We start from the raw sequence: 25,299 nt of genomic DNA, 5'->3' as shown, positions 1-25,299 counted from the left end.
CAAATCCATCATCCTGACGTCACAATGGCGACATGGCCCCGGCCGACACTGGGGTCATGATCACACACCTGCACGTTACCCTCATTACCGAAACCTTCCCGCCGGAAATCAATGGCGTGGCCAACACCCTGGGTCGCCTGTATGACGGCTTGCGTGCCCGCGGACACCGGGTTGAGCTGGTACGACCTCGCCAGGCCACCGACCCACGCCAGCCCGGAGATGAACACGTGTTGCTGTGTCGAGGCTGGCCGTTACCAGGGTATCCAGGCTTGCAGTGGGGCCAGGTCTCCATGCACAAATTGCTGCGCCGCTGGAAACGTCATCGACCGGATGTGCTCTACATTGCCACCGAAGGGCCGTTGGGGTTGTCGGCACTGCGAGCGGCACGACGCCTGGGCATCTCGGTGGTCAGTGGTTTCCACACCAACTTCCAGCAATACACCCAGCAGTACGGTCTCGGATTGTTGAGCCGCGTACTCACCCATTACCTGCGCTGGTTTCATAATCGCACCGCCGTGACGCTGGTACCCAGCCTCAGCCAGCGGCTGGAGCTGGAGCGCCGCCACTTCGAACGCGTTTCGCTGCTGTCCCGCGGCGTGGACAGCCAGTTGTTTCATCCGATCAAGCGGTCAGCAGCCCTGCGTGACGCCTGGGGCCTGGACGATGATGACATTGCCGTGATCCATGTCGGACGTCTGGCGCCGGAGAAGAACCTGGGGCTGCTCAAGCGCAGTTTCGAGACATTGCGCGGCGCTTTCCCGGAGCGGCGCCTGAGGCTGGTGGTCATCGGTGACGGCCCGCAGCGGGCCGCGCTCGAACAGGAACTGCCCGAAGCGATTTTCTGCGGCACCCAGCGGGGCGAAGCACTGGCGAGCCATTATGCGTCGGGGGATGTGTTTGTCTTTCCGAGCCTGACCGAAACCTTCGGCAATGTCGTACTGGAGGCGCTGGCGTCCGGGTTGGGTGTGGTGGCCTACGATCAGGCCGCAGCGGCGCAGCATATCCGCCATGGCTATAACGGCGTACTGGCCATGCCGGGAGATGAAGAAGCGTTCTGTGATGCAGCCCGCTGGTTGCTGGAAGAGCGCGAGACCCTGCGCTGCGTGAGGCTCAATGCTCGTCAGCACGCCAGCCGCCAAGGTTGGGCGTCGGTGATCGAGCAGTTCGAGGCGCAGTTGCGGGGGGCTTTTGTCGGCGAACAGGTGATGCCTGCTGCGCCGACCGTGCCCTGAACCTCCAGTGATGCCGGAGCCGCCATCGCGAACCAGCTCGCGATGGCGTCAGCGCAAACGCCGCTCAGACCAACGTCATCAATGCCTCGCGACTGAACGGTAGAATCTCCTGCTCCCGTCCGTCGCGCACTTTCCGAGCCCAGTCCGGGTCCACCAGCAGCGCACGTCCTACCGCCACCAGGTCGAACTCATCATTGTTCAAACGTTCCAGCAGCTTTTCCAGACTGGCCGGCTGCGCGACTTTGTCGGTATTGACCATGAACTGCAGGAACTCACCATCCAGGCCAACGCTGCCCACGGTGATGGTGGGCTTGCCGGTGAGCTTGCGGGTCCAGCCGGCCAGGTTCAGCTCGGAACCTTCGAACTCCGGCTCCCAGAAGCGTCGCGTCGAACAGTGGAAAATATCCACGCCGGCCTCGGCTAATGGCTTGAGGAATTCGCCCAGGGCTTCGGGGGTCTGCACCAGACGCGCCGTGTAGTCCTGCTGCTTCCATTGGGAAAACCGGAAAATGATCGGGAACCCTTCGCCCACCGCCGCACGCACGGCACGGATCAATTCAATGGCAAAACGCGAACGGTTGGCCAGGCTGCCGCCATAACCGTCGGTGCGCTGGTTACTGCCTTCCCAGAAGAACTGGTCGACCAGGTAACCGTGGGCGCCGTGAATCTCCACGCCGTCCATGCCAACGCGCCGGGCATCCTTTGCCGCTTGGGCAAAGGCGGCGATGACGTCGTCGATGTCCGCCTGGGTCATGCCATGCACCACGACTTGACCGTCCTTGAGCTTTTCCGAGGGACCGTAGCCCGGCACGCTGGCGTCCGGCTCGGTCCCGATGCGGCGCACGCTGCCGACGTGCCATAGCTGTGGCACGATCTTGCCGCCTTCGGCATGGACCGCATCGACCACCTGCTTCCAACCGGTCAGCGCGTCTTCACCATAGAAGTGCGGCACGTTCGGATAGCCGTTGGAAGCCTTGTGCCCGACCGTGGTGCCCTCGGTGATGATCAGGCCAACGCCGGCTGCCGCGCGACGACGGTAGTACTCGACCACTTTGGCATTGGGCACGCCACCTGGCGAAAAGGAACGGGTCATCGGGGCCATCACCACCCGGGTCGGCAGCTCGAAGGCGCCGAGTTGGAAGGGCTTGAACAAGGCTTCTACTGGCATGGGGCACTCCATGGAAATGGGATCGCAGGTCTATATGACGGCGATAATATGCAGCGCCAGCAGTGGTGGGTAGCACTATTGATTGGAGTGATTAAGAGTCAGAAGGCAGCGCTGGAGTATATCCACCGCAATACCTGTGGCGAGGGAGCAAGCTCCCTCGCCACAGTGGACCATGCCCGCCTGGGTCAGCCCAGCGCTTTTTCTATCGCCTGGATCACGGCAGGGTCATCCGGCGCCGTGCGTGGCGAGAAGCGCGCCAGTACGCGGCCGTCCTTGCCCAGCAGGAATTTCTCGAAATTCCAGGTGATCTCCCCTGGAAACTCGGCACCCTCGCCCGCCAGCAGGCGATAGAGCTGATGGCGATCGGGACCGTTCACGTCCAGCTTGCCGGACAGCGGAAACGTTACCCCATAGTTGAGGCTGCAGAACGATTGGATCTCCTGCTCGGTACCCGGCTCCTGCCCGGCGAATTGATTGCACGGCAGGCCCAGCACACTGAAGCCCTTGTCCTTGTAGCGCTGATGAAGCTCCTCCAGCGCCTTGTACTGCGGTGTCAGTCCACATTTGGAGGCGACGTTGACCACCAGCACGACTTGCCCCTTGAAGGGCGCCAGAGCAAGCTCCTGACCATTCAGGGCTTTTAGTTTCAGGTCGTGAAAAGCACTCATGACGAACTCCACATTAGGCTCTAGCCAATCTTTCAAAACAACTGTGGGCGATGCTAACAGCAAGCGACAAAAAAGGCGCCGCAAGGCGCCTTTCCCGTTCACCTGAGCGTAGCGCAGAAATCAGTGATGATGGCCGCCTTCGCCATGGACGTGACCATGAGCAATTTCTTCCTGGCTGGCGTCACGGATGTCGACGACCTTGACCTTGAAGTTCAGACGCTGGCCGGCCAACGGGTGGTTGCCGTCGACGGTGACGTCGTCGCCTTCCAGGTCACGGATAGTGACGATCTGCATCTGACCATCGGGCGCCGAAGCGTGGAACTGCATGCCCACTTCCAGCTCGTCCACACCTTCGAACATGCTGCGGCTCAGCGTGCTGACCAGCTCGGCAGAGTATTCACCGTAAGCGTCTTCCGGCTCGACGGCAACGTTCAGCTCATCACCGGCGGTTTTACCTTCCAGGGCTTTTTCCAGGCCCGGAATGATGTTGCCTGCGCCATGCAGGTAGACCAGCGGAGCGCCGCCGGCAGAGCTGTCGATGACCTCACCAGCGTCGTTGGTCAGGGTATAGTCGATGGAGACAGCCTTATTGGCGGCGATCAGCATGGGGCAAGACCTTTTGCAAAAGAATGAAGAACGGACAAGTCTAAACAAGGATTTGCCCGAAAGCGAACGGAACCCGGACAAACGGGCTCGTCCGAACAGACCAACGGTCACCGGTTTCCATCAGGACGAGGACGGCCACTGGGTGGTCGAGCTGTCCTGCGGACATACACAGCATCTGCGCCACCAGCCACCGTGGCAAGCCCGGGCCTGGGTTCTGGACCCACTGCAACGTATTGAAAAAATAGGCCAGTCCTTTGATTGCGGCTGGTGCGCGCAGGCCTCGGTTAGCGATAACCTTGGCGACTGAATTCGATGGCAGGGGCCAACCATAGGCCTCGCCCTTTGTCATGCACCTCTAGGGAATCGGCATGCAAACTTTTTTTATCGCGCCCACCGATTTTGGTGTGGGTCTGACCTCCATCAGCCTCGGGCTGGTGCGTACGCTGGAACGGGCCGGGCTGAAAGTCGGCTTTTTCAAACCCATTGCCCAACCCCATCCTGGCGACACCGGGCCGGAACGCTCCACCGAACTGGTGGCCCGCACCCACGGCCTCAAGCCGCCCCAGCCCCTGGGCCTGGCCCACGTCGAGCGCATGCTTGGCGACGGACAGCTGGATGAATTGCTGGAAGAAATCATCACCCTCTACCAACAGGCAGCCGTCGGCAAGGACGTGCTCGTCGTAGAAGGCATGGTGCCCACCCGCAGCGCCAGTTACGCCGCCCGGGTCAACCTGCACCTGGCCAAGAGCCTGGACGCCGAGGTGATCCTGGTATCGGCCCCGGAAAACGAAGTGCTGACCGAACTTTCCGGACGCGTGGAGCTACAGGCGCAATTGTTTGGCGGGCCGAAGGATCCGAAAGTCCTCGGGGTCATCCTGAACAAGGTGCGTACTGACGAAAGCATCGAAGCGTTCAGCGCAAGGCTGCGGGAACACTCCCCCCTGCTGCGCAGCGGCGATTTCCGCCTGCTGGGCTGTATTCCGTTCCGACCTGAACTCAACGCCCCCCGCACCCGCGACGTCGCCGACCTGATGGGCGCGCAGGTGCTCAATGCCGGCGACTACGAAACCCGGCGCATGAGCAACATCATCATTTGTGCCCGCACCATGCGCAACACGGTGGAACTGCTCAAGCCCGGCGTGCTGGTGGTGACCCCTGGCGATCGCGACGACATCATCCTGGCCGTGAGCCTGGCGGCGATCAACGGCGTACCGCTGGCCGGCCTGCTGCTGACCAGCGACACCCTGCCCGACCCACGCATCATGGAGCTGTGCCGAGGTGCCTTGCAGGCGGGCTTGCCAGTCTTGTCGGTAAGCACCGGCTCCTATGACACCGCCAACCTGCTCAATGGCCTGAACAAGGAAATTCCAATCGATGACCGCGAACGTGCGGAGATCATCACCGATTTCGTCGCCAGCCACCTGGATGCCCAATGGCTGCACCAGCGCTGTGGCACGCCTCGGGAAATGCGCCTGTCGCCGGCAGTGTTTCGCTATCAACTGATCCAGCGCGCCCAGGCTGCCAACAAACGCATCGTCCTGCCCGAAGGCAGCGAACCGCTGACCGTACAGGCCGCCGCCATTTGCCAGGCCCGGGGCATCGCCCGCTGCGTGCTGCTGGCCAAACCGGCCGACGTCGAAGCGGTGGCCCGGGCCCAGGGCATCGAACTGCCGCCAGGGCTGGAGATTCTCGATCCGGACGCGATTCGTGAGCGTTACGTCGAACCCATGGTGAAACTGCGCAAGAGCAAGAGCCTGAACGCACCGATGGCCGAGCAACAACTGGAAGACACCGTGGTCATCGGCACCATGATGCTGGCGCTCGATGAAGTGGACGGCCTGGTTTCCGGGGTGATTCACTCCACCGCCAACACCATCCGCCCGGCCTTGCAACTGATCAAGACGGCCCCGGGTTGCTCCCTGGTGTCGTCGGTATTTTTCATGCTGTTCCCCGAGGAAGTGCTGGTCTACGGCGACTGCGTGATGAACCCGCATCCCAGCGCTGCGGAGCTGGCTGAAATCGCCCTGCAAAGCGCCGACTCGGCCGCCGCGTTCGGCATCACGCCACGGGTGGCGATGCTCAGCTATTCCAGCGGCGAATCGGCCAGTGGCGAAGAGGTGGAAAAGGTCCGCGAGGCCACATTGCTGGCCCATGAGGCGCAGCACGGACTACTGATCGACGGCCCGCTGCAATACGACGCCGCCGCCAACGAAACCGTGGCGCGGCAACTGGCCCCAAACAGCCAGGTGGCTGGCCGGGCGACGGTGTTCATCTTCCCGGACCTGAACACCGGCAACACCACCCACAAGGCCGTGCAGCGCAGCGCCGATTGCGTCAGCCTCGGGCCGATGCTGCAAGGCCTGCGTAAACCGGTGAACGACTTGCCCCGCGGCGCCCAGGTCGATGACATCGTGTACACCATCGCCTTGACGGCGATCCAGGCTGCCAACCGACCCATGGATATTTAAATGCTGGACTTCCTGCCCGCCGCCCTGCGCGGCGTCATCGCTTCGCTGCTGTTGGCGCTGAACACGATCCTCTGTTGTACGCCGCTGTTCGTCGTGGCGATCTTCAAACTGTTGCTGCCCTTCCCCGCCGCCCAGCGCTTCACCGATTGGTTGATGAGTCATATCCACGAGGCCTGGATCAGCAACAACAAAGGCTGGATGAACCTGCTGCGCCGCACCCGCTGGCACCTAAGCGGCCTGGAAGGGCTGGATTACCAGCACTCGTACCTGATCACCAGCAACCATCAGAGCTGGGTCGACATCATGGTGCTGCAATACGTATTGAACCGGCGCATCCGCCCGTTGAAGTTCTTTCTCAAGCAGGAATTGATCTGGGTACCCGTGATCGGTCTGGCATGGTGGGCCCTGGGCTTTCCGTTCATGAAGCGCTACTCCAAGGCTTACCTGGAAAAGCACCCGGAGAAGAAAGGCAAGGACTTGGAAACCACCCGCCGGACCTGCGCGAAATTTCGCGACAATCCCGTAGGGATTTTCAATTTCGCCGAAGGCACCCGCTTCACCGAAGACAAGCACGCCCAACAGCAGTCACCGTTTCGCTACCTGCTCAAGCCCAAGGCCGGCGGCATCGCGTTCGTGCTCGATGCCATGGGTGAACAATTGGAGTCGATCATCAATGTGACGATCCATTATCCGGGCGGTCGTCCGGGCTATTGGGATTTGCTGTGCGGCAAGGTCGACGAGGTGGTGGTGCATTTCCAGGAGCTGACAATTCCGCCACAGTTCGTTGGCAAGAACTACGACCAGGACGGCACCTATCGTCTGGAGTTCCAAGGCTGGATCAACCAGCTGTGGCAGGACAAGGATGCATTGCTTGAGCAGATGCATCAGGAATTCCCAAGCCGCCGCTGACTCCCCCTTGTGGGAGCGGGCTTGCTCGCGAAAGCGGACTGACACTCAAAACAGATGTTGACTGATACACCGCATTCGCGAGCAAGCCCGCTCCCACAGGGTCCGAGTCAATGAAAAAAGCCCGCCGATGATTGCTCACCGGCGGGCTTTTCATTTGCGGCTGACGCTTAGATCGCGCCCCGCTTGCGCAGCAACTCCAACACCTGCTTGACGCTCTCTTCCAGTGTCAGCGACTGGGTATCGATTACCAGGTCGGCATCCAGCGGCACGTCATATGGGAAGGATTCACCCGGGATGTTGTCGCCGGCGGCGGCATACAGCCCTTGCGGATCACGCTGAGCACACACCGTCGGCGAGGCCTGGACGTAGACCGTCAGCAGACGTTCACGACCGATCAGATCCTTGGCCTGCTCACGCCCTTCGGCGCTCGGCGCAACGAAGGCCGCCAGGGTCAGCAGGCCGGCTTCGTTGAACTGGCGGGCGACGTGAGCCGCACGGCGCCAATTTTCGGTGCGCCCGGCACGATCCTGCGGCAGGCCCTTGTTCAGGTCATGGCGCAGATTCTGGCCGTCGAGTACGAAGACCGCACGGCCCATGTCGAACAGCTTGCGCTCCACGGCATAAGCCAAGGTGCTCTTGCCGGCGCCCGACAGGCCGCTGAACAGCACCGTCGCCGGCTGCTGGCCGAAGCGCTGGGTGCGCTCTTCCACCGACACATGGGCCAGCTTGCCGTGGTGGCTACTGCTGCCGTGGGCCAGCGGCTGGGCAACGATCATGCCGGCGCCGACGGTGCCGTTGGTCAAGCGATCGATGACGATGAAAGCGCCGGTGGTGCGGTTGCTCTCGTAGCCGTCCAAGGCAATCGGCGCATCCAGGGCGATCTTCACCTTGCCGATTTCATTGAGCTGCAACGCGCTGGCCGGACCTTCTTCCAGGGTGTTCACGTCGACCCGGTTGACGATGCTGGCAATCGAGCCCGGCACGTAGCTGGTGGCGCGCTTGATGTCGTATTTCTTGCCCGGAAGCATCGGCTCCTCAGCCATCCACACCAGCATGGCTTCGAAGCTGTCGGTGACCGGCGGCACGTTGTCGGCATGCACCAGCAGGTCGCCACGAGAGATATCGATCTCGTCTTCCATGGTCAGCGTCACCGCCTGGCCAGGGCCGGCGTGTTCCAGCTCGCCTTCGAAAGTGACGATGGATTTCACGCGGCTGCTCTTGCCCGACGGCAGAACGACCACTTCGTCGCCCTTGTGCACAATGCCGCTGGCGAGGGTGCCGGCGAAACCGCGGAAATTCAAGTTCGGACGGTTGACGTACTGCACCGGGAAACGCAGGTCGGTGAAGTTGCGGTCGCCCGACACTTCCACGGTTTCGAGGATCTCCATCAGCGACTGGCCGGTGTACCACGGCGAGCGCTCGGACTTGTTCACCACGTTATCGCCCTTGAGGGCGGACATGGGCACGAAATGCAAGGTGGTGGGCTTCATCTTCAAGCCCTCGGCGAACTTCAGGTAGTCGGCCTTGATCGACTCGAACACACCCTGGTCGAAGTCCTTGAGGTCCATCTTGTTGATGGCCACGACGATGTGCTTGATGCCCAGCAACGAGGCGATGAAGCTGTGGCGACGAGTCTGGGTCTGCACGCCGTAGCGGGCATCCACCAGGATGATCGCCAGGTCACAGGTGGAAGCACCGGTGGCCATGTTGCGGGTGTACTGCTCATGGCCGGGAGTGTCGGCGATGATGAACTTGCGCTTGGCGGTAGAGAAATAGCGGTACGCGACATCGATGGTGATGCCTTGCTCGCGCTCGGCCTGCAGGCCGTCGACCAGCAGCGCCAGGTCGATGTCGTCACCGGTGGTGCCGACTTTCTTCGAATCGCGGGTGATGGCTTCCAGATGATCCTCGTAGATCATCTTGGAGTCGTGCAGCAGGCGCCCGATCAGGGTGCTCTTGCCGTCATCGACGTTACCGCAGGTCAGGAAGCGCAGCAGTTCCTTACGCTCGTGCTGGCCCAGGTAGGCGAGGATGTCCTCGCTGATCAAATCAGATTGGTGCGACATGACAACCCCTTAGAAATAACCCTGACGTTTCTTATCTTCCATCGAGCCTGCGCCATCGTGGTCGATGACCCGGCCCTGGCGCTCGGAAGTTCGCGTCAGGAGCATTTCCTGAATGATGTCCGTCAGGCTTTCAGCCTCGGACTCCACCGCGCCCGTCAACGGGTAGCAGCCAAGGGTACGGAAACGCACTTTCTTCTTGACGATACGGGCCTTTTCTTCCTCGGACAGGTGTTCGAGGATGCGCTCGTCATCGATCATGATCAGCGTGCCGTTCTTCTCGATGACTTCGCGCTCGGCGGCGAAGTACAGCGGTACGATCGGGATGCCTTCAAGGTAGATGTACTGCCAGATGTCCAGCTCGGTCCAGTTCGACAGCGGGAAGACGCGAATCGACTCGCCCTTGTTGACCTTGCCGTTGTAGACATTCCACAGCTCGGGACGCTGGTTCTTCGGGTCCCAGCGGTGCTTGCTGTCGCGGAACGAGTACACGCGCTCCTTGGCGCGGGATTTCTCTTCATCGCGGCGGGCACCACCGAAGGCGGCGTCGAAACCATACTTGTCCAAGGCCTGCTTCAAGCCTTCGGTCTTCATGATGTCGGTGTGCTTGGCGCTGCCGTGGGTAAAGGGGTTGATACCCTGTGCCACGCCGTCCGGGTTCACGTGGGTAATCAGGTCCAGGCCCATTTCCTCGACCATGCGGTCGCGGAATTTGTACATTTCCTGGAATTTCCAGCGGGTGTCGACGTGCATCACCGGAAACGGCAGCTTGCCAGGGAAAAACGCCTTGCGTGCCAGGTGCAGCATCACGGCGGAATCTTTACCGATGGAGTACAGCATCACCGGGTTATCGAACTCGGCGGCCACCTCGCGGATGATGTGGATGCTTTCCGCCTCCAGCTGTTTCAGATGCGTCAGTTTGTCGACCATGGCTACTCACGAAAACTTTCTTATGAACGGCCAGCGGGCCGTGTTCGAGCGAAGAATCCTAGCACAGCGACCTCTTCTAATCAGGGCGCCTACTAGATCGAAACAGCATATGGATATGCCTGGGGGTTCGGGTGTTGCAATGCCCTGTGCGGGAGCACCTCTGCGGGAGCAAAGCTTGCTCGCGATGACGTCGGCACATGTAACGCCGCTATCGCGAGCAAGCTTTGCTCCCACAGAGTGAACCCACGGGATCTGGTTGCTTCAAATCGGATTCGGGCAATCGATAAAGATATGCTCCAGCGCAAACCGCCTCGCCAGGTAGTCACCCAGCGCCTGGACGCCATAGCGCTCGGTGGCATGGTGCCCGGCGGCGATGAAGCTGATGCCGTTTTCCCGGGCACTGTGGAAGGTCTGTTCCGACGCTTCGCCGCTGAGGTACAAGTCGACGCCGGCCAATACCGCCTGATCGATGTAGCCCTGGCCGCCACCGGTGCACCAGCCGACCCGGCGGATCATCTGGTCGCCTTCGATCAGCAACGGCTCACGGCCCATGACCTCCTGGACCCTGCGCGCGAAATCCCGAGCCGTCATCGGTTCGGACAAAGAGCCCACCAGGCCGACGACCTTGGGGTTTTCCGGATCCAACGGCCCTTCGACGGTGATCTCCAGTTGCCGGGCCAATTGCACGTTGTTCCCCACTTCGGGATGCAGGTCCAACGGCAGGTGATAAGCCAGCAGGCTGATATCGTGTTTGAGCAGGGTCTTGAGGCGACGCTGTTTCATGCCGGTGATACAAGGGTTCTCGCCCTTCCAGAAATAGCCGTGATGCACCAGCACCAAGTCCGCATCGGCGTCCACGGCGGCATCGAGCAGGGCCTGGCTGGCGGTCACACCGCTGACGATCCGCATCACTTGGGGCGCCCCTTCGACCTGCAGGCCGTTGGGGCAGTAATCGGTAATCCGGCTGCTTCCCAGGTAGCGGTCCGCTTCTTCGACCAGGGTGCTCAGGGCTACGGCCATGAAAAGACTCCTAAATATCCCGTTCAGAGGCACGCGCGGCCTCGTATAATGCGCGACATTATGGGCGGTCCCATCCCGCCTGCAACCTTCGTAGGACGTGTTTAATGCTCAAGGCGCTGCGTTTTTCCGGCTGGCCGCTGTTGGCTGGCGTGCTTGTTGCTCTACTGATAATCCAGCGTTACCCGGAATGGGTCGGCCTGCCCAGCCTCGATGTCAATCTGCAACAGGCACCGCAGGCCAAGGCGCCGCAACAGGGGCCGGTGTCTTATGCCGACGCCGTGACCCTCGCCGCGCCAGCGGTGGTCAACCTGTACACCACCAAAGTCATCAACAAGCCCAGCCATCCACTGTTCGAAGATCCGCAGTTCCGACGTTTCTTCGGCGACAACTCGCCCAAGCAGAAACGCATGGAGTCGAGCCTGGGTTCGGGCGTGATCATGAGTCCGGAAGGTTACATACTGACCAACAATCACGTCACTGCCGGCGCCGACCAGATCGTAGTCGCCCTCAAGGACGGTCGTGAAACCCTGGCCCGCGTGATCGGCAGCGACCCGGAGACCGACCTCGCGGTCCTGAAGATCGACCTCAAGAACCTGCCCGCTATCACCATCGGCCGCTCCGACAGCATCCGCATCGGCGACGTCACCCTGGCTATCGGCAATCCGTTCGGTGTCGGCCAGACCGTGACCATGGGCATCATCAGCGCCACCGGGCGCAACCAGCTCGGCCTCAACAATTACGAAGACTTCATCCAGACCGATGCCGCGATCAACCCCGGCAACTCCGGCGGCGCGCTGGTGGATGCCAACGGCAACCTCACCGGGATCAACACGGCGATCTTCTCCAAATCCGGCGGCAGCCAGGGCATCGGCTTCGCCATCCCCGTGAAACTGGCAATGGAAGTGATGAAATCCATCATCGAACACGGCCAGGTGATTCGCGGCTGGCTGGGCATCGAAGTGCAGCCGCTGACCCAGGAACTGGCTGAGTCCTTCGGCCTTTCCGGGCGTCCCGGCATCGTGGTGGCGGGAATCTTCCGCGACGGTCCGGCGCAGAAGGCCGGCCTGCAACTGGGCGACGTGATCCTGAGCATCGATGGCGAACCCGCCGGCGATGGCCGCCGTTCGATGAACCAGGTGGCGCGGATCAAGCCCACCGACAAGGTCACTATCCAGGTGATGCGTAACGGCAAGGAGCTCAAGCTCACGGCTGAAATCGGCCTGCGTCCGCCACCGGCACCGGTGCCCGTGCCGGCCAAGGAAGAACAGTAACGCCCCCGCCTCTCGTGGCGAGGGAGCTTGCTCCCGTTGGGCTGCCCAGCAGCCCTGAAGCCTGCTTTCTCGAAACAGCAGACTGACCACATCCCGACACTCCCGCTGCTGCCCACAGCACAGCGGGAACGGTGGTGCTTGCCCTATGCACACTTTGCGGCTTGGTTTTCGCCCAAAACACAGATAGCATAGATTCTCATTAGTAGTGTTATATTGTTTCAATTATCAAAATTGGAACAACATAACATGTCATCTTCCAAACGGATTTCTCTCGCCAGCCTGGCCTTGGGCCTGCTCGGTAATCCGGTTTTCGCCGAAGACTCCTTGCCTCTGGAACTGGAAACGATCAGCGTGAGATCCGATTACGAATCCCCCACCGGACCGGTGGCGGGCTACCGCGCCACCCGCTCCGCCAGCGCAACCAAAACCGATACCGCCCTGCGCGATATTCCGCAATCGATCAGCGTGATCCCCGCCAGTGTGCTCCAGGACCTGGGCAGCACCCGTGTCGAACGGGCACTGGAGTTCGCCGGTGGCGTATCGAAACAGAATAACTTCGGCGGGCTGACCCTCTACGAATACAGCGTGCGCGGGTTCACGACATCGGAATTCTACAAGGATGGCTTCAGCGCCAACCGAGGCTATCCGAGCACACCGGATGCGGCCAATATCGAACGCATCGAAGTGCTCAAGGGGCCGGCGGCCAGCCTGTACGGGCGTGGTGATCCGGGTGGCACGGTGAACATCGTCACCAAGAAGCCCCAGCCCGAAGCGTTCACCACGCTGCAAACCAGTGCCGGCAGCTGGGATCGCTACCGCACCGCCCTGGATGTCAACACGCCTCTGGACGCCGAAGGCAACCTGTTGTCACGGGTCAACCTGGCGGTCGAAGACAACCACAGCTTCCGCGATTATGTCGGTAGCAAGCGGGTCTTCGTTGCTCCCTCCTTCAGTTGGCAATTGAATCCCGACACCCGACTCCTGGTGGAAAGCGAGATCGTGCGCCACAGCTCGACGTTCGACCGCGGCATCGTCGCACCGAACAACCGCTGGAGCGGCGTTTCCCGTTCCACGTTCCTGGGCGAACCCAACGACGGTGACATCGACAACCACAACAACATGCTCCAGGCCGCTCTGGAGCATCAGCTCAGCGACGCATGGCAACTGCGCCTGGCCAGCCACTACAAGCAGGGTGAGCTCTGGGGATTCGCCTCCGAAGCGCGCCCGCTCAATGCCGACGGGCACACCGTGAACCGACGTTACCGTGAGCGCGATAACGATTGGCACGACAGCATCACCCAACTGGAACTGCGCGGCCTGTTCGATCTTGGCCCCTGGCAGCATGAACTGCTGATCGGTACTGAATACGAGGACTACCGCAAGAACGAGCGCGTGACCACCATCAACGGTGGCACCTATCCCATCGATATCTATCAACCGATCTACGGGCAGCCAAAACCCAACGGCCTGCGCACCGGCACGGATTTCTTCGAGCATGTGCAGAGCCGGGCACTGAACCTTCAGGACCAGATTGTCTTCACCGACAAGCTGCGAGGCATGCTGGGCGTACGTTACGAGCATTTCGAACAGAGCATCGACGATCACACCCGCAACGTCACCGACCGCCAACGCCACGACGCCCTGACGCAACGCGCCGGCCTGCTGTACCAACTGACGCCCGAAGTCGGGCTGTTCGCCAACGCCTCCACTTCGTTCAAGCCCAACAACGGTCTGGACGCCAACGACAAGTCCTTCGATCCGGAAGAAGGCGTGGGTTACGAAGTCGGGATCAAAAGCGAACTGTTCGATGATCGCCTGAGCAGCACCCTGGCGGCGTTCCATATTGAAAAGGAAAACGTTCTGGCGCTGGACCCGGCGACCGACACCAACCGGGCCATGGGCAAGGCACGCAGCCAGGGGATCGATTTGCAAGTGACCGGTCAGGTGACCGACGCCATACGGGTCATCGGCGCCTTTGCCTACATCGATGCGCAAGTCACCCAGGGCGACAAGACCCTTCCCACAGGCAGCCGGATCCTGGGCGTTGCCAAGCGCAGCGGCAGCCTGTTGGGGGTGTACGAATTCCAGAATGGCCATCTACGCGGCTCGGATGTCGGAGCGGCGTTCACCTACGTCGGGGATCGCTCCGGACAGGCCGGTAGCGATTTCGAGTTGCCGGCCTACCACACCGTGGACCTGCTGGCCCATTACAAGGCCAGCGATCAGGTCACCGTGGGCCTGAACCTGAACAACCTCTTCGACGAGAAATACTACGAGCGCTCCTACAGCAACTACTGGGTCAACCCCGGAGAGCCACGCAACTTCACCGTCAGTCTCACCCTCGATCTGTAAAAGGAAATCAGCATGAAATACCCCAAGACTCTCGCCCTTCTCGGCCTGCTCCTGGCAACACAGGCTTCGGCCCATGGCCTGTGGACCGAACAACGGCGTGGCAATATTGAGGTGATCTATGGTCACGGCGCCGAAGACAATGCCTTCAAGGCGCAAAAAGTCAGCGGTGCCTGGGCCTATGACCTGGGCGGCAAGATGATCCCGGTGACGGTGGAGCGCCTGCCGGACCACGCCCGCCTGAAACCGCTCACGTCACCGGCTGTGTTGGCAGTGGCGTTGGACAACGGCATGTGGTCCCAGACCGCCGACAAGAAATGGATCAACGAAGGTCGCAGCAAGGTGCCCGGTGCGATCGAGTCGACTCATACCTTCAAATACAGCCTGGCGATTTATGAGCCAGGGGCGAAGCTGCCGAAGCTGGACGCGGTGAAGTTCCTGATCCTGCCGGAAGTCGACCCGCTGACCGTAGGTCCGGGCCAGTCGCTGCCGGTACGGGTATTGCTGGACGGCAAACCGGCGGCAGGCGTGAAACTGGTGGGAGATTACCGCAGCGCGCCAGACACTGTGTCCGCTGAAACCGACACCGAAGGCCGCGCCAAGGTGCTGGTGCGCAATGAAGGGTTGAACGTGATCGCCGCGCAGATGGAGATTGCGCTCAAGGACAACAAGGACGTAGCGACACGCGGCGTGTTCACCTCGCTGACGTTCGTCGGCGAACCGCATCACGATTAAAGTCCTGCCTGCACAAAACCCTGTGGGAGCAAGGCTTGCCCGCGATGACGGAATGCCAATCGACTGAGATGTCGACTGATAGTCCGCCATCGCGGGCAAGCCTTGCTCCCACAGGTCTGTGACTACCCTTAACGGGGAGGCTTCAGAGCTCGCCGAGGGCCTCGATCAGCGCCTGGTTCTGCTCCGGCGTGCCGATGCTGATCCGCAGGAACTGGGCGATCCGCTCCTGCTTGAAGTGCCGCACGATCACGCCCTGCTCCCGCAGTTTCGCCGCCAGCCCTGCCGCATCGTGCCGGGGATGACGGGCAAAGATGAAGTTGGCCGCCGACGGCAGCACCTCAAAGCCCTTGGCCTGCAGCTGCGCCACGACCCACTCACGGTGCTCGATGACCAGCCGGCAGGTCTGCTGGAAATACTCACGGTCATCGAACGCCGCCGCGCCACCGACATTAGCCAGGCGGTCCAACGGATAGGAGTTGAAGCTGTTCTTGATCCGCTCCAGCGCCTCGATCAGGTCCGGATGGCCCACGGCCAGGCCCACCCGCAACCCCGCCAGCGAGCGGGATTTGGACAAGGTCTGGGTCACCAGCAGGTTCGGGTAACGGTCCACCAGGGCGATGGCCGTCTCTCCGCCGAAGTCGATATAGGCTTCGTCGACCACCACCACCGAATCCGGATTCGCCTTGAGGATCTGCTCCACCGCCTCCAGTGCCAGCAGGCAACCGGTGGGGGCGTTCGGGTTGGGGAAAATGATGCCGCCGTTGGGACGGGCATAGTCCGCCGGATCGATCCGGAACTGCTCGTCCAGCGGTACGGCATCGTATTGAATGCCATACAACCCGCAATACACCGGATAGAAGCTGTAGCTGATATCAGGGAACAGCAGCGGCTGATCGTGTTGCAGCAGACCGTGGAAAATGTGCGCCAGTACCTCGTCCGAACCGTTGCCCAGGAAGACTTGGTTGGCCTGCACGCCGTAATACCGGGCCACGGCGTTTTTCAGCAAGTCGCTGTTGGGGTCCGGATACAGGCGCAGGTTGTCGTTCAGCTCGGTCTGCATCGCGGCCAGGGCCTTGGGCGATGGGCCGTACGGGTTCTCGTTGGTATTGAGTTTGACCAGCCGGGTCAGCTTCGGCTGCTCGCCCGGCACGTAGGGCACCAGGTTCTTGACGAACGGGCTCCAGAATTTACTCATGTTCAGTTCCCCTGCTCATCAAGAATGCGGTATTCGGCGCTGCGGGCGTGGGCGCTCAGCGATTCGCCACGGGCCAGCACGGAAGCGGTCTTGCCCAGTTCGGAGGCCCCCTGCTCGGAGCAGAAAATGATCGATGAACGCTTCTGGAAGTCGTACACCCCCAGCGGCGAGGAGAAACGCGCCGTGCCGGAGGTTGGCAATACGTGGTTGGGGCCGGCGCAATAGTCGCCCAGGGCCTCGCTGGTGTGGCGACCCATGAAGATCGCGCCGGCATGACGGATCTGCGGCAACCAGGCCTGTGGATCAGCCACTGACAACTCCAGGTGCTCCGGCGCGATACGGTTGGCCACCTCGATGGCCTGCTCCATGTCATCGACCTTGATCAGCGCCCCGCGACCATTGATCGAGGTGTTGATGATCTCGGCGCGATCCATGGTGGGCAGCAGCTTGTCGATGCTGGCCGCGACTTTGTCGAGGAAGTCGGCATCCGGGCTGACCAGGATCGCCTGGGCGTCTTCGTCGTGCTCAGCCTGGGAAAACAGGTCCATGGCGATCCAGTCCGGATCGGTCTGGCCGTCACACACAACGAGGATCTCCGAAGGACCGGCGATCATGTCGATGCCAACCTGGCCGAACACGTGGCGCTTGGCCGTGGCGACATAGATGTTGCCCGGTCCGACGACTTTGTCGACCCGCGGCACGCTTTCGGTACCATAGGCCAGCGCCGCCACGGCCTGGGCGCCCCCAATGGTGAATACTCGGTCAACCCCGGCGATGCAGGCCGCAGCCAGCACCAGCTCATTGATTTCACCGCGCGGGGTCGGGACCACCATGACCACTTCGGTCACACCGGCGACCTTGGCCGGGATTGCATTCATCAACACCGAGGACGGGTACGACGCCTTGCCCCCCGGTACGTACAGGCCGGCGCGGTCCAGCGGCGTGACCTTCTGGCCCAGCACCGTGCCGTCGGCTTCGGTGTAGCTCCAGGAGTCCTGTTTCTGCCGTTCGTGATAGCTGCGCACGCGGGAGGCGGCTTTTTCCAGGGCTTCGCGCTGAGGCACGCTGATGCGAGTCAGGGCCAGTTCCAGGCGCTCGCGCGGCAGGATCAAGTCGGCCATGGATGCCGCTTGCAGGCCGTCGAACTTCTGGGTGAATTCCACCAGGGCCTCATCCCCACGCTCGCGCACGGCCTGGATGATGTCCAGCACCCGCTGATTGACCGAGTCGTCGGACACACTTTCCCAGCTCAGCAGATGATCCAGATGACGGGCAAAATCCGGGTCGGCAGCGTTGAGTCGGCGAATCGAAGTGGGAGCGGTCATAGCGAGGGCCTCATTAATGGCAAATGCTCAGGCGCCCTAAGCTACCAGTCCATTCGCGTGGGCACCTGAGAAAATTGGCTATGACACGGATAGACGGGCGCGACCGCAGTCGCGCAGGTATATCAGCCGCGGTGTCGCGATTCCACTGCGTTGCGCAGGGTATCGATCAAAGCCTGGATGCGCGCGTGCTGCATTTTCATCGACGCCTTGTTGACGATCAGTCGGGAGCTGATCTCGGCGATGAAGTCCTGGGGCTCCAGACCGTTGGCCCGCAGGGTGTTACCCGTGTCGACCACGTCGATGATCTTGTCCGCCAGGCCGATCAGCGGTGCCAGCTCCATCGAGCCGTACAGCTTGATGATGTCGACCTGACGCCCCTGCTCGGCGTAATAACGCTTGGCAACGTTGACGAACTTGGTGGCCACCCGCAAGCGCCCCTTGGGTTCCGGCACGCCGACCTTGCCGGCGGTCATCAGCTTGCAACGGGCGATTCGCAGGTCCAGCGGCTCGTACAAGCCCTGGCCGCCGTACTCCATCAATACGTCCTTGCCGGCAACGCCCAGATCGGCTGCGCCATGTTCAACGTAGGTCGGCACATCGGTGGCACGCACGATCAGCAAGCGCACATCGGCCTGGGTCGTGGGGATGATCAGCTTGCGGCTCTTGTCCGGATTCTCGGTCGGCACGATGCCCGCTTCAGCCAGAAGCGGCAAGGTGTCGTCAAGGATGCGGCCCTTGGACAGTGCGATGGTCAACATGGGAAACGTCAGTCCTTATCAAGGTACTCATGCCCGGTCGCAAGCGGCGCCGGACACACATCGAGGGTGCAAACACCCTCGATCTGAAACGAAATCAACGGGCAAATCCATATGCCCATGCAGCCGGGACTAGCCCGGCACGCGGCGGATCTTGGCGCCCAACATCTGCAGTTTCTCTTCAATGCACTCGTAGCCACGGTCGATGTGGTAGATGCGATCGATCAGGGTATCGCCTTCAGCGACCAGGGCCGAGATGACCAGGCTGGCCGAGGCCCGCAGGTCGGTGGCCATGACAGGCGCACCCTTGAGCTTCTCGTTACCGGTGACGATGGCGGTGTTGCCTTCCACCTGAATCTTGGCGCCCATGCGGTGCAATTCATACACGTGCATGAAACGGTTTTCGAAGATCGTCTCGATCACCGCGCCGGTGCCTTCGGCAATGGCGTTGAGGGAGATGAACTGGGCCTGCATGTCGGTCGGGAACGCCGGGTACGGAGCGGTCCGCACGTTCACGGCTTTAGGCCGCTTGCCGTGCATGTTCACTTCGATCCAGTCTTCACCGCAGGTCACTTCGGCGCCGGCTTCCTTGAGTTTTTCCAGGACAGCTTCGAGGATGGTCGGATCGGTGTCCTTGACCTTGACGCGGCCGCCGGTAACGGCAGCGGCCACCAGGTAGGTACCGGTCTCGATCCGGTCCGGCATCACCTTGTAGGTGGCCGAGTGCAGGCGCTCGACGCCATCGATGGTGATGGTATCGGTGCCGGCGCCGCTGATCTTCGCGCCCATGGCGATCAGGAAATTCGCCAGGTCGACGACCTCGGGCTCACGCGCGGCGTTCTGCAGTACGCTGCGGCCTTTGGCCAGTGCGGCGGCCATCATGATGTTCTCGGTCCCGGTCACACTCACCGTGTCGAAGAAGAAGTGCGCACCGCGCAGGCCACCCTCAGGCGCCTTGGCCTTGATGTAACCGCCTTCGACGTCAATGACCGCGCCCATGGCTTCCAGGCCACGGATGTGCAGGTCCACCGGACGCGAACCGATGGCGCAACCGCCCGGCAAGGCGACTTCGGCCTCACCGAAACGGGCAACCATCGGGCCCAGTACCAGGATCGACGCACGCATGGTCTTCACCAGTTCGTACGGGGCGACCAGGGTCTTGATGGTGCGCGGGTCGATTTCGACGCTGAGCTTCTCGTCGATGACAGGCTCGATGCCCATGCGGCCGAACAGCTCGATCATCGTGGTGATGTCGTGCAGGTGCGGCAGGTTGGCCACGGTCACCGGACCGTCGCACAGCAAGGTTGCGGCCAGGATCGGCAGGGCGGAGTTCTTTGCCCCGGAAATACGGATTTCGCCATCAAGACGAACGCCGCCGGTAATAATCAGTTTATCCATTGGAATCTCGACGCCCTTGGGCTCAGGTGCGCTCGGCCCAGGCCGCGCGGCTGAAAAATTTCATAGTGACCGCGTGGATGCTGCCATCGGCGATCCATGGGTTCAAATGGGCATAGATGCTCTGCTGACGCTTCACCGGGCTCAACGCCGCCAGTTCATCGCTGATAACGTTCAACTGGAAATTGCAGCCTTCGCCTTCAACTTCCACCTGCGTACCTGGCAGCTTTCCTTCAAGAAAGTGCTTCACTTCGTAAGCCTGCATGCTCAACCTCAATCGGCGCCCAGTGCGCGCGGGTCGCACATCATACAAAAAAGCCCCGCGCCTGCGAACCCCGCGAAGCCGGACTCTGACGGGGGGCTTGTTTCAAAGGGTACGGCTCAGGAATGTACCAGCAACTCGGTCAGTTCACTGACCTGGGCGATCTCACGCATGTCATCGGGCATGTTACGGATGCTCCAGGCCTTGCCGGCCGCCTGAGCGTCCCGCATGAAGCACAGCAGCAGAGACAGCCCGACACTGCTGGACTTGTGCACCGCCGAGCAGTCGATAACCAGCTCGGCGGCGCTGGCGGACTTGATCAGCGCCTGGCCCTGCTTGCGCAGGGCCGGACCGGTACGGTAATCCAGCACACCGCTGAGCAGCAATTCGCCACCCTCGCCCAGACGGACGGCAGACTCGCTTACCGTCTCGTTCATTGTTCCTGCTTCTCTTTGGCTTCTTCGGCCACTTCCTTGGCCTTGGCGACTTCACCCGCCCAACCGTTGATGGTCTTGTCCAGGTCGTTGCCATTGCGCTGCATCGCGTCGGCGAACTGGTCACGGAACAGCTTGCCGATATTGATGCCGTTGATGATCACATTACGCACCTTCCACTCGCCGTTCAGCTTCTCGAGTGTGTACGACACCGGGTAGATCGCGCCGTTGTTACCCTTGACCTGCATGTCGACGCTGGTGCGGGTGCCGCTTTCATCCTTGGCCGGCGAAACGGTGATGCCCTGGTTGTTGTATTCGAGCAGGGCGTTGCCATAGAACTGCATCAGGCTGCGCTTGAAGTTTTCCTGGAAGCGGGTCATCTGCTCCGGGCTCGCCTTGCGCGAATACTTGACGGTCATGATGCTGCGGGAGATACCGTCGGCGTCCACCACGGGACCGACGATACCATTGAGCGCATCATAGAAGGCGCCAGGGTCCTGCTTGTATTTCTCCTTGTTGGCAGAAAGATCGGCCAGCAACCGGTTCGTGGTGTCCTGGATGATGTCGTGCGCCGAAGGCGCCGCCACGGCGTTGGCCATCAGCGGCAGGGCCGCCAGCAGGACCAACAGGGTGCGTCGCAGGATAGAAATCATCGAAAGCTCCTTATTTAGCGTCTTTGCTAACAGTATTGAGCAGGAATTTCCCGATCAGGTCCTCGAGCACCAACGACGATTGCGTATCGTGGATGGTGCCACCATCCTTGAGCAGGGTTTCCTCCCCGCCCACGCTGATACCGATGTATTTCTCGCCCAGCAGACCGGCGGTGAGGATGGATGCAGTGGAGTCGGTCGGCAGGTTATCCACCCGCTTTTCCAGCTGCAGCGTCACCCGGCCGGTGAACGTGTCGCGGTCCAGATCGATTGCCGTGACCTTGCCAATCGTCACGCCGGCCATGGTCACTTTGGCTCTGACCGTCAAACCGGCGATATTGTCAAAATAAGCATAGAGTTTATAGGTATCGGTGTTGGCGGTCGGCGCCAGGCCACTGACCCGCAGGGCCAGCAGCAGCAAAGCCAGGATGCCAGCCAGCAGGAAAAGGCCGACACCGATTTCCAGGGTGCGGTTTTGCATCAGAAATCTCCAAACATCAAGGCGGTCAAAATAAAGTCAAGGCCCAGGACTGCCAGCGAGGCGTACACCACGGTCTTGGTTGTGGCACGGCTGATCCCCTCTGACGTGGGCTCACAGTCATAGCCTTGAAACACGGCGATCCAGGTCACCACGAAGGCGAATACGGCGCTCTTGATGATGCCGTTGAGCACATCGTCGAGGAAATCGACGCTGTTCTGCATATTGGACCAGTAGGAACCTTCGTAGACCCCCAGCCAGTCGACAGCCACCCATGAGCCTCCCCAGATCCCGACGACGCTGAAGATCATTGCCAGCACCGGCAGGGAAATGAAACCGGCCCAGAGGCGTGGCGCGATGATGTACTTGAGCGGGTCGACACCGATCATTTCCAGGCTCGACAACTGCTCGGTGGATTTCATGTTGCCGATCTCGGCCGTCAGCGCCGAACCCGCGCGTCCGGCGAACAGCAACGCGGTGACCACGGGACCGAGCTCGCGCAACAGTGTCAGGGAAACCATCTGCCCGACCGCTTGCTCGGACCCATAGCTGGACAGGATATTGAAACCCTGCAGTGCCAGTACCATGCCGATGAAGATCCCGGAGACCACGATGATCACCAGGGACATCACGCCCACCGAATGCAATTGCTTGACCAGCAGGCCAAAACCACCGCCCGTCGCGTTGCGACCGAGCAGAGCATGGACCAGAAACAGCGTCGAGCGACCCAGTACCGCCAGCACGTCGATGCCGGAGTGGCCGAACAGGCGAATTCTTTCTATCAGCGATTTCTTGCGCATCAGCGCTTCCCCAGCAGATCGGTACGGTAATCCGTGGCCGGAAAATGGAACGCCACCGGGCCGTCCGCATCGCCCTTCATGAATTGGCGAATGCGTGGGTTGTCCGACTCCTTCAGCTCTCGAGGCGTACCCTGCCCCAGCACCTGTCCATCACCCACCACATAGATGTAGTCGGCAATGCTGGCGGTTTCGGCCAGGTCATGGGATACCACGATGCTGGTGATGCCCAGCGCATCGTTGAGCAGGCGGATCAGGCGCACGAGCACGCCCATAGCAATGGGGTCCTGCCCGACGAAGGGCTCGTCGTACATGAGGATCTTCGGGTCGAGGGCAATCGCCCGCGCCAGTGCGACTCGGCGCTTCATGCCGCCGGACAGTTCGTCCGGCATCAGATCGATGGCGCCACGCAACCCGACCGCCTGCAACTTGAGCAGGACGATGTCGCGGATCATTTCTTCCGGCAGGTCGGTGTGAACCCGCAGGGGAAAAGCCACGTTCTCGAACACATCCAGGTCGGTGAACAGCGCACCGCTCTGGAACAGTACGCCCATGTTCTTGCGCGCATCGAACAGGTCACTGCGCGACAATGTCGGAATATTCTGGCCGTTGACCCAGACTTCGCCGGCGCTGGGGCGCAACTGGGCCCCCATCAGGCGCAGCAGCGTGGTTTTGCCGCACCCGGAAGGTCCCATGATGCCGGTGACCTTGCCGCGCGGGATGCGAATATCGATATTGTTGAAAATGCTGCGCGTCCCTCGCTTGAAGGACAGCCCCTTCAGCTCGACCGCGTAGGCGTTGTCGGCACTCATCTAAACTCCTTGCGATGCAGCCTCAGATCCGGATGCCTGGCCAGTCGGCCAAATTGTCGCGACTGCCGGGCATTCGAACCGGCGGCGAACTATATCACTGCAACGGTCGGGCGCCCAAGGGTTACCCCCCTCCGGTTAAGCGTGGATTAAGGTAAAAGCCCCGGTTTTATGGCAAACCTTGCGAGGCGTTCGCACAAAGCATGACGAACTAGCGTGAGGGAATTGTTCATTGCCGCTATAATCGCCGCCTTTTCATCGGGCTATACGATTTCTGACATGAGCCAATCCAGCGACCTGATTCAATCGGCACAACGTACCATCCGCCTCGAGCTCGAAGCCGTGCAAGGCTTGCTGCCCCATATCGACGCTGATTTCGTACGCGCCTGCGAGATGATTCTGGCCAGCACGGGCCGCGTCGTCGTCGTTGGCATGGGCAAGTCCGGGCACATCGGCAACAAGATCGCCGCGACCCTGGCCAGCACGGGCACCACTGCATTTTTCGTCCATCCTGCCGAGGCCAGCCACGGCGACATGGGCATGATCACCCGGGACGATGTCATCCTGGCCCTGTCCAACTCGGGCTCGACCAACGAAATCCTCACGCTGTTGCCGCTGATCAAGCGCCTTGGCATCCGGATGATCAGCATCACCGGAAATCCGGACTCCCCCCTGGCCAAGGCCGCCGAAGTGAATCTCAACGTACATGTCGAGCACGAAGCCTGCCCGCTGAACCTCGCCCCGACCTCGTCCACCACCGCGGCCCTGGTCATGGGCGACGCCCTCGCCGTGGCGCTGCTGGAGGCCAGGGGGTTCACCGCCGAGGATTTCGCTTTTTCCCATCCCGGCGGCGCCTTGGGTCGCCGCCTGTTGCTGAAAGTCGAAAACGTGATGCACGCCGGCGAAGAGTTGCCGCACGTCCAGCGAGGCACGCTCCTCAAGGACGCCCTCATGGAAATGACCCGCAAGGGACTGGGCATGACAGTGATTCTCGAAACCGACGGCAAGCTCGCCGGTATCTTCACTGACGGCGACCTGCGTCGCACCCTCGACCGCCCCATCGACATCCGCAATGCAACCATCGACGAAGTCATGACCCTTCATGGCAAGACGGCCCGCGCCGACATGCTCGCCGCCGAAGCCTTGAAAATCATGGAAGACCACAGAATCAACGCACTGGTAGTGGTGGATGACGAGGACCGCCCGATCGGCGCCTTCAACCTGTCCGACCTGCTGCGCGCCGGAGTAATGTGATGACGACCGACCTGCTGCTACGAGGCAAAGATATCAAGCTCGCCGTTTTCGACGTTGACGGCGTACTCACCGATGGCCGCCTGTACTTCCTTGAAGATGGCAGCGAATTCAAGACCTTCAACACGCTCGACGGTCAGGGCATCAAGATGCTGATGGCCGCCGGCGTGCAGACCGCCATCATCAGCGGCCGCAAGACTCCCGTGGTCGAGCGACGCGCGAAGAACCTCGGCATCCCCCATCTATACCAGGGACGCGAGGATAAACTGGTGGTACTGGACGAGCTTCTGGGCCAGCTCAATCTAAGCTACGAACAGGTCGCCTATCTGGGTGACGACCTGCCGGACCTGCCGGTGATCCGCCGTGTCGGCCTGGGAATGGCGGTGGCCAACGCCGCCGGTTTCGTGCGCGAGCACGCCCACGGCGTCACCACGGCACGAGGCGGCGAAGGCGCGGCCCGTGAATTCTGCGAACTGATCCTGCGCGCCCAGGGCCGCCTCGAAGCGGCCAACGCCGCGTACCTGTGAGC

25 protein-coding genes are annotated in these 25,299 nt (G+C 61.4%); 9 read left to right on the top strand and 16 right to left on the bottom strand.

Annotated elements, in window-relative coordinates:
• The first annotated feature begins 32 nt into the window (after window positions 1–32).
• Window positions 33–1,232 carry a glycosyltransferase family 1 protein gene (locus AD666_RS13065; RefSeq protein WP_053152336.1) on the top strand — a complete coding sequence of 400 codons (1,200 nt, stop codon included), beginning with the start codon at window positions 33–35 and terminating at the stop codon, window positions 1,230–1,232.
• A gap of 64 nt (window positions 1,233–1,296) precedes the next feature.
• Here AD666_RS13065 and AD666_RS13060 read toward each other — a convergent pair whose 3' ends face one another.
• From AD666_RS13060 to AD666_RS13050, 3 genes are all read right to left on the bottom strand, one after another.
• Window positions 1,297–2,400, bottom strand: coding sequence for an NADH:flavin oxidoreductase (locus AD666_RS13060; RefSeq protein WP_053152334.1), 1,104 nt, complete (start codon window positions 2,398–2,400; stop codon window positions 1,297–1,299).
• Window positions 2,401–2,585: 185 nt separating this feature from the next.
• Entirely contained in the window at window positions 2,586–3,068 is a 483-nt protein-coding gene (locus AD666_RS13055; protein WP_053152332.1) for a glutathione peroxidase, read from the bottom strand.
• Between the two features lie 120 nt (window positions 3,069–3,188).
• The gene (locus AD666_RS13050) at window positions 3,189–3,674 is read right to left on the bottom strand and encodes a peptidylprolyl isomerase (RefSeq protein ID WP_053152330.1); all 486 of its coding nucleotides are present in this window, start codon (window positions 3,672–3,674) and stop codon (window positions 3,189–3,191) included.
• Here AD666_RS13050 and AD666_RS26005 point away from each other — a divergent pair.
• The 3 genes from AD666_RS26005 (at window position 3,643) to AD666_RS13035 (ending at window position 7,051) form a co-directional block, all read left to right on the top strand.
• Window positions 3,643–3,981, top strand: coding sequence for a DUF3565 domain-containing protein (locus AD666_RS26005; RefSeq protein ID WP_082339788.1), 339 nt, complete (start codon window positions 3,643–3,645; stop codon window positions 3,979–3,981). The genes AD666_RS13050 and AD666_RS26005 overlap by 32 nt on opposite strands.
• 61 nt (window positions 3,982–4,042) lie before the next feature.
• Window positions 4,043–6,142, top strand: a complete 2,100-nt coding sequence (gene pta, locus AD666_RS13040) for a phosphate acetyltransferase (protein ID WP_053152326.1) — start codon at window positions 4,043–4,045, stop codon at window positions 6,140–6,142.
• Window positions 6,143–7,051, top strand: coding sequence for an acyltransferase (locus AD666_RS13035; RefSeq protein ID WP_053152324.1), 909 nt, complete (start codon window positions 6,143–6,145; stop codon window positions 7,049–7,051).
• Between the two features lie 167 nt (window positions 7,052–7,218).
• On the opposite strand, the gene cysN is transcribed toward AD666_RS13035, so the two are convergent.
• The 3 genes from cysN to AD666_RS13020 all read right to left on the bottom strand — a co-directional run bounded on the left by cysN (window position 7,219) and on the right by AD666_RS13020 (window position 11,064).
• Window positions 7,219–9,117 (bottom strand): sulfate adenylyltransferase subunit CysN, encoded by a 1,899-nt coding sequence (gene cysN / locus AD666_RS13030; protein ID WP_053152322.1) that lies wholly within the window; start codon window positions 9,115–9,117, stop codon window positions 7,219–7,221.
• Between the two features lie 9 nt (window positions 9,118–9,126).
• Window positions 9,127–10,044, bottom strand: a complete 918-nt coding sequence (cysD, locus tag AD666_RS13025) for a sulfate adenylyltransferase subunit CysD (RefSeq protein WP_041020852.1) — start codon at window positions 10,042–10,044, stop codon at window positions 9,127–9,129.
• 261 nt (window positions 10,045–10,305) lie between these two features.
• Window positions 10,306–11,064: a Nif3-like dinuclear metal center hexameric protein gene (locus tag AD666_RS13020; RefSeq protein ID WP_053152320.1), complete on the bottom strand. Its 759-nt coding sequence runs from the start codon at window positions 11,062–11,064 to the stop codon at window positions 10,306–10,308.
• A gap of 104 nt (window positions 11,065–11,168) precedes the next feature.
• Between AD666_RS13020 and algW the strand changes: the two genes are divergently transcribed.
• From algW to AD666_RS13005, 3 genes are all read left to right on the top strand, one after another.
• Entirely contained in the window at window positions 11,169–12,335 is a 1,167-nt protein-coding gene (gene algW, locus AD666_RS13015; RefSeq protein WP_053152318.1) for a Do family serine endopeptidase AlgW, read from the top strand.
• Between the two features lie 246 nt (window positions 12,336–12,581).
• Entirely contained in the window at window positions 12,582–14,687 is a 2,106-nt protein-coding gene (locus tag AD666_RS13010) for a TonB-dependent siderophore receptor (RefSeq protein ID WP_053152315.1), read from the top strand.
• Window positions 14,688–14,699: 12 nt separating this feature from the next.
• Window positions 14,700–15,419, top strand: a complete 720-nt coding sequence (locus AD666_RS13005; protein WP_053152313.1) for a DUF4198 domain-containing protein — start codon at window positions 14,700–14,702, stop codon at window positions 15,417–15,419.
• 142 nt (window positions 15,420–15,561) lie between these two features.
• Here the strand turns inward: AD666_RS13005 and hisC are convergent, their stop codons facing one another.
• From hisC to AD666_RS12955, 10 genes are all read right to left on the bottom strand, one after another.
• The gene (gene hisC, locus AD666_RS13000) at window positions 15,562–16,614 is read right to left on the bottom strand and encodes a histidinol-phosphate transaminase (RefSeq protein ID WP_053152311.1); all 1,053 of its coding nucleotides are present in this window, start codon (window positions 16,612–16,614) and stop codon (window positions 15,562–15,564) included.
• Between the two features lie 2 nt (window positions 16,615–16,616).
• Window positions 16,617–17,939 (bottom strand): histidinol dehydrogenase, encoded by a 1,323-nt coding sequence (gene hisD, locus AD666_RS12995; protein WP_053152309.1) that lies wholly within the window; start codon window positions 17,937–17,939, stop codon window positions 16,617–16,619.
• A gap of 122 nt (window positions 17,940–18,061) precedes the next feature.
• Entirely contained in the window at window positions 18,062–18,697 is a 636-nt protein-coding gene (gene hisG / locus AD666_RS12990; RefSeq protein WP_053152307.1) for an ATP phosphoribosyltransferase, read from the bottom strand.
• Between the two features lie 129 nt (window positions 18,698–18,826).
• Window positions 18,827–20,092: a UDP-N-acetylglucosamine 1-carboxyvinyltransferase gene (gene murA, locus AD666_RS12985; protein WP_053152305.1), complete on the bottom strand. Its 1,266-nt coding sequence runs from the start codon at window positions 20,090–20,092 to the stop codon at window positions 18,827–18,829.
• A 22-nt stretch (window positions 20,093–20,114) separates the two neighbouring features.
• Window positions 20,115–20,354 (bottom strand): BolA family protein, encoded by a 240-nt coding sequence (locus AD666_RS12980; RefSeq protein ID WP_053152302.1) that lies wholly within the window; start codon window positions 20,352–20,354, stop codon window positions 20,115–20,117.
• 116 nt (window positions 20,355–20,470) lie between these two features.
• The gene (locus AD666_RS12975; protein ID WP_053152300.1) at window positions 20,471–20,788 is read right to left on the bottom strand and encodes a lipid asymmetry maintenance protein MlaB; all 318 of its coding nucleotides are present in this window, start codon (window positions 20,786–20,788) and stop codon (window positions 20,471–20,473) included.
• On the bottom strand, window positions 20,785–21,438 hold the full coding sequence (locus AD666_RS12970; protein ID WP_053152298.1) for a phospholipid-binding protein MlaC: 654 nt from the start codon (window positions 21,436–21,438) through the stop codon (window positions 20,785–20,787). The genes AD666_RS12975 and AD666_RS12970 overlap by 4 nt, the downstream gene beginning before the upstream one ends.
• Window positions 21,439–21,448: 10 nt before the next feature.
• Window positions 21,449–21,916, bottom strand: coding sequence for an outer membrane lipid asymmetry maintenance protein MlaD (mlaD, locus tag AD666_RS12965; RefSeq protein ID WP_053152296.1), 468 nt, complete (start codon window positions 21,914–21,916; stop codon window positions 21,449–21,451).
• On the bottom strand, window positions 21,916–22,713 hold the full coding sequence (mlaE, locus tag AD666_RS12960) for a lipid asymmetry maintenance ABC transporter permease subunit MlaE (RefSeq protein WP_053152294.1): 798 nt from the start codon (window positions 22,711–22,713) through the stop codon (window positions 21,916–21,918). The genes mlaD and mlaE overlap by 1 nt, the downstream gene beginning before the upstream one ends.
• Entirely contained in the window at window positions 22,713–23,522 is an 810-nt protein-coding gene (locus AD666_RS12955; protein ID WP_053152292.1) for an ATP-binding cassette domain-containing protein, read from the bottom strand. The genes mlaE and AD666_RS12955 overlap by 1 nt, the downstream gene beginning before the upstream one ends.
• A 276-nt stretch (window positions 23,523–23,798) precedes the next feature.
• On the opposite strand from AD666_RS12955, the gene AD666_RS12950 reads away from it, so the two are divergent.
• The gene (locus AD666_RS12950) at window positions 23,799–24,773 is read left to right on the top strand and encodes a KpsF/GutQ family sugar-phosphate isomerase (protein WP_053152290.1); all 975 of its coding nucleotides are present in this window, start codon (window positions 23,799–23,801) and stop codon (window positions 24,771–24,773) included.
• Complete coding sequence (locus AD666_RS12945; protein WP_053152288.1) at window positions 24,773–25,297, top strand: HAD family hydrolase; 525 nt, start codon at window positions 24,773–24,775, stop codon at window positions 25,295–25,297. Before AD666_RS12950 ends, AD666_RS12945 begins: the two co-directional genes overlap by 1 nt.
• Window positions 25,298–25,299: the final 2 nt, after the last annotated feature.

This window comes from Pseudomonas sp. Pf153 (assembly GCF_001269775.1).
Taxonomy (GTDB): Bacteria; Pseudomonadota; Gammaproteobacteria; order Pseudomonadales; family Pseudomonadaceae; genus Aquipseudomonas; species Aquipseudomonas uvaldensis.
This window is presented reverse-complemented; position numbering and strand designations above follow the sequence as displayed.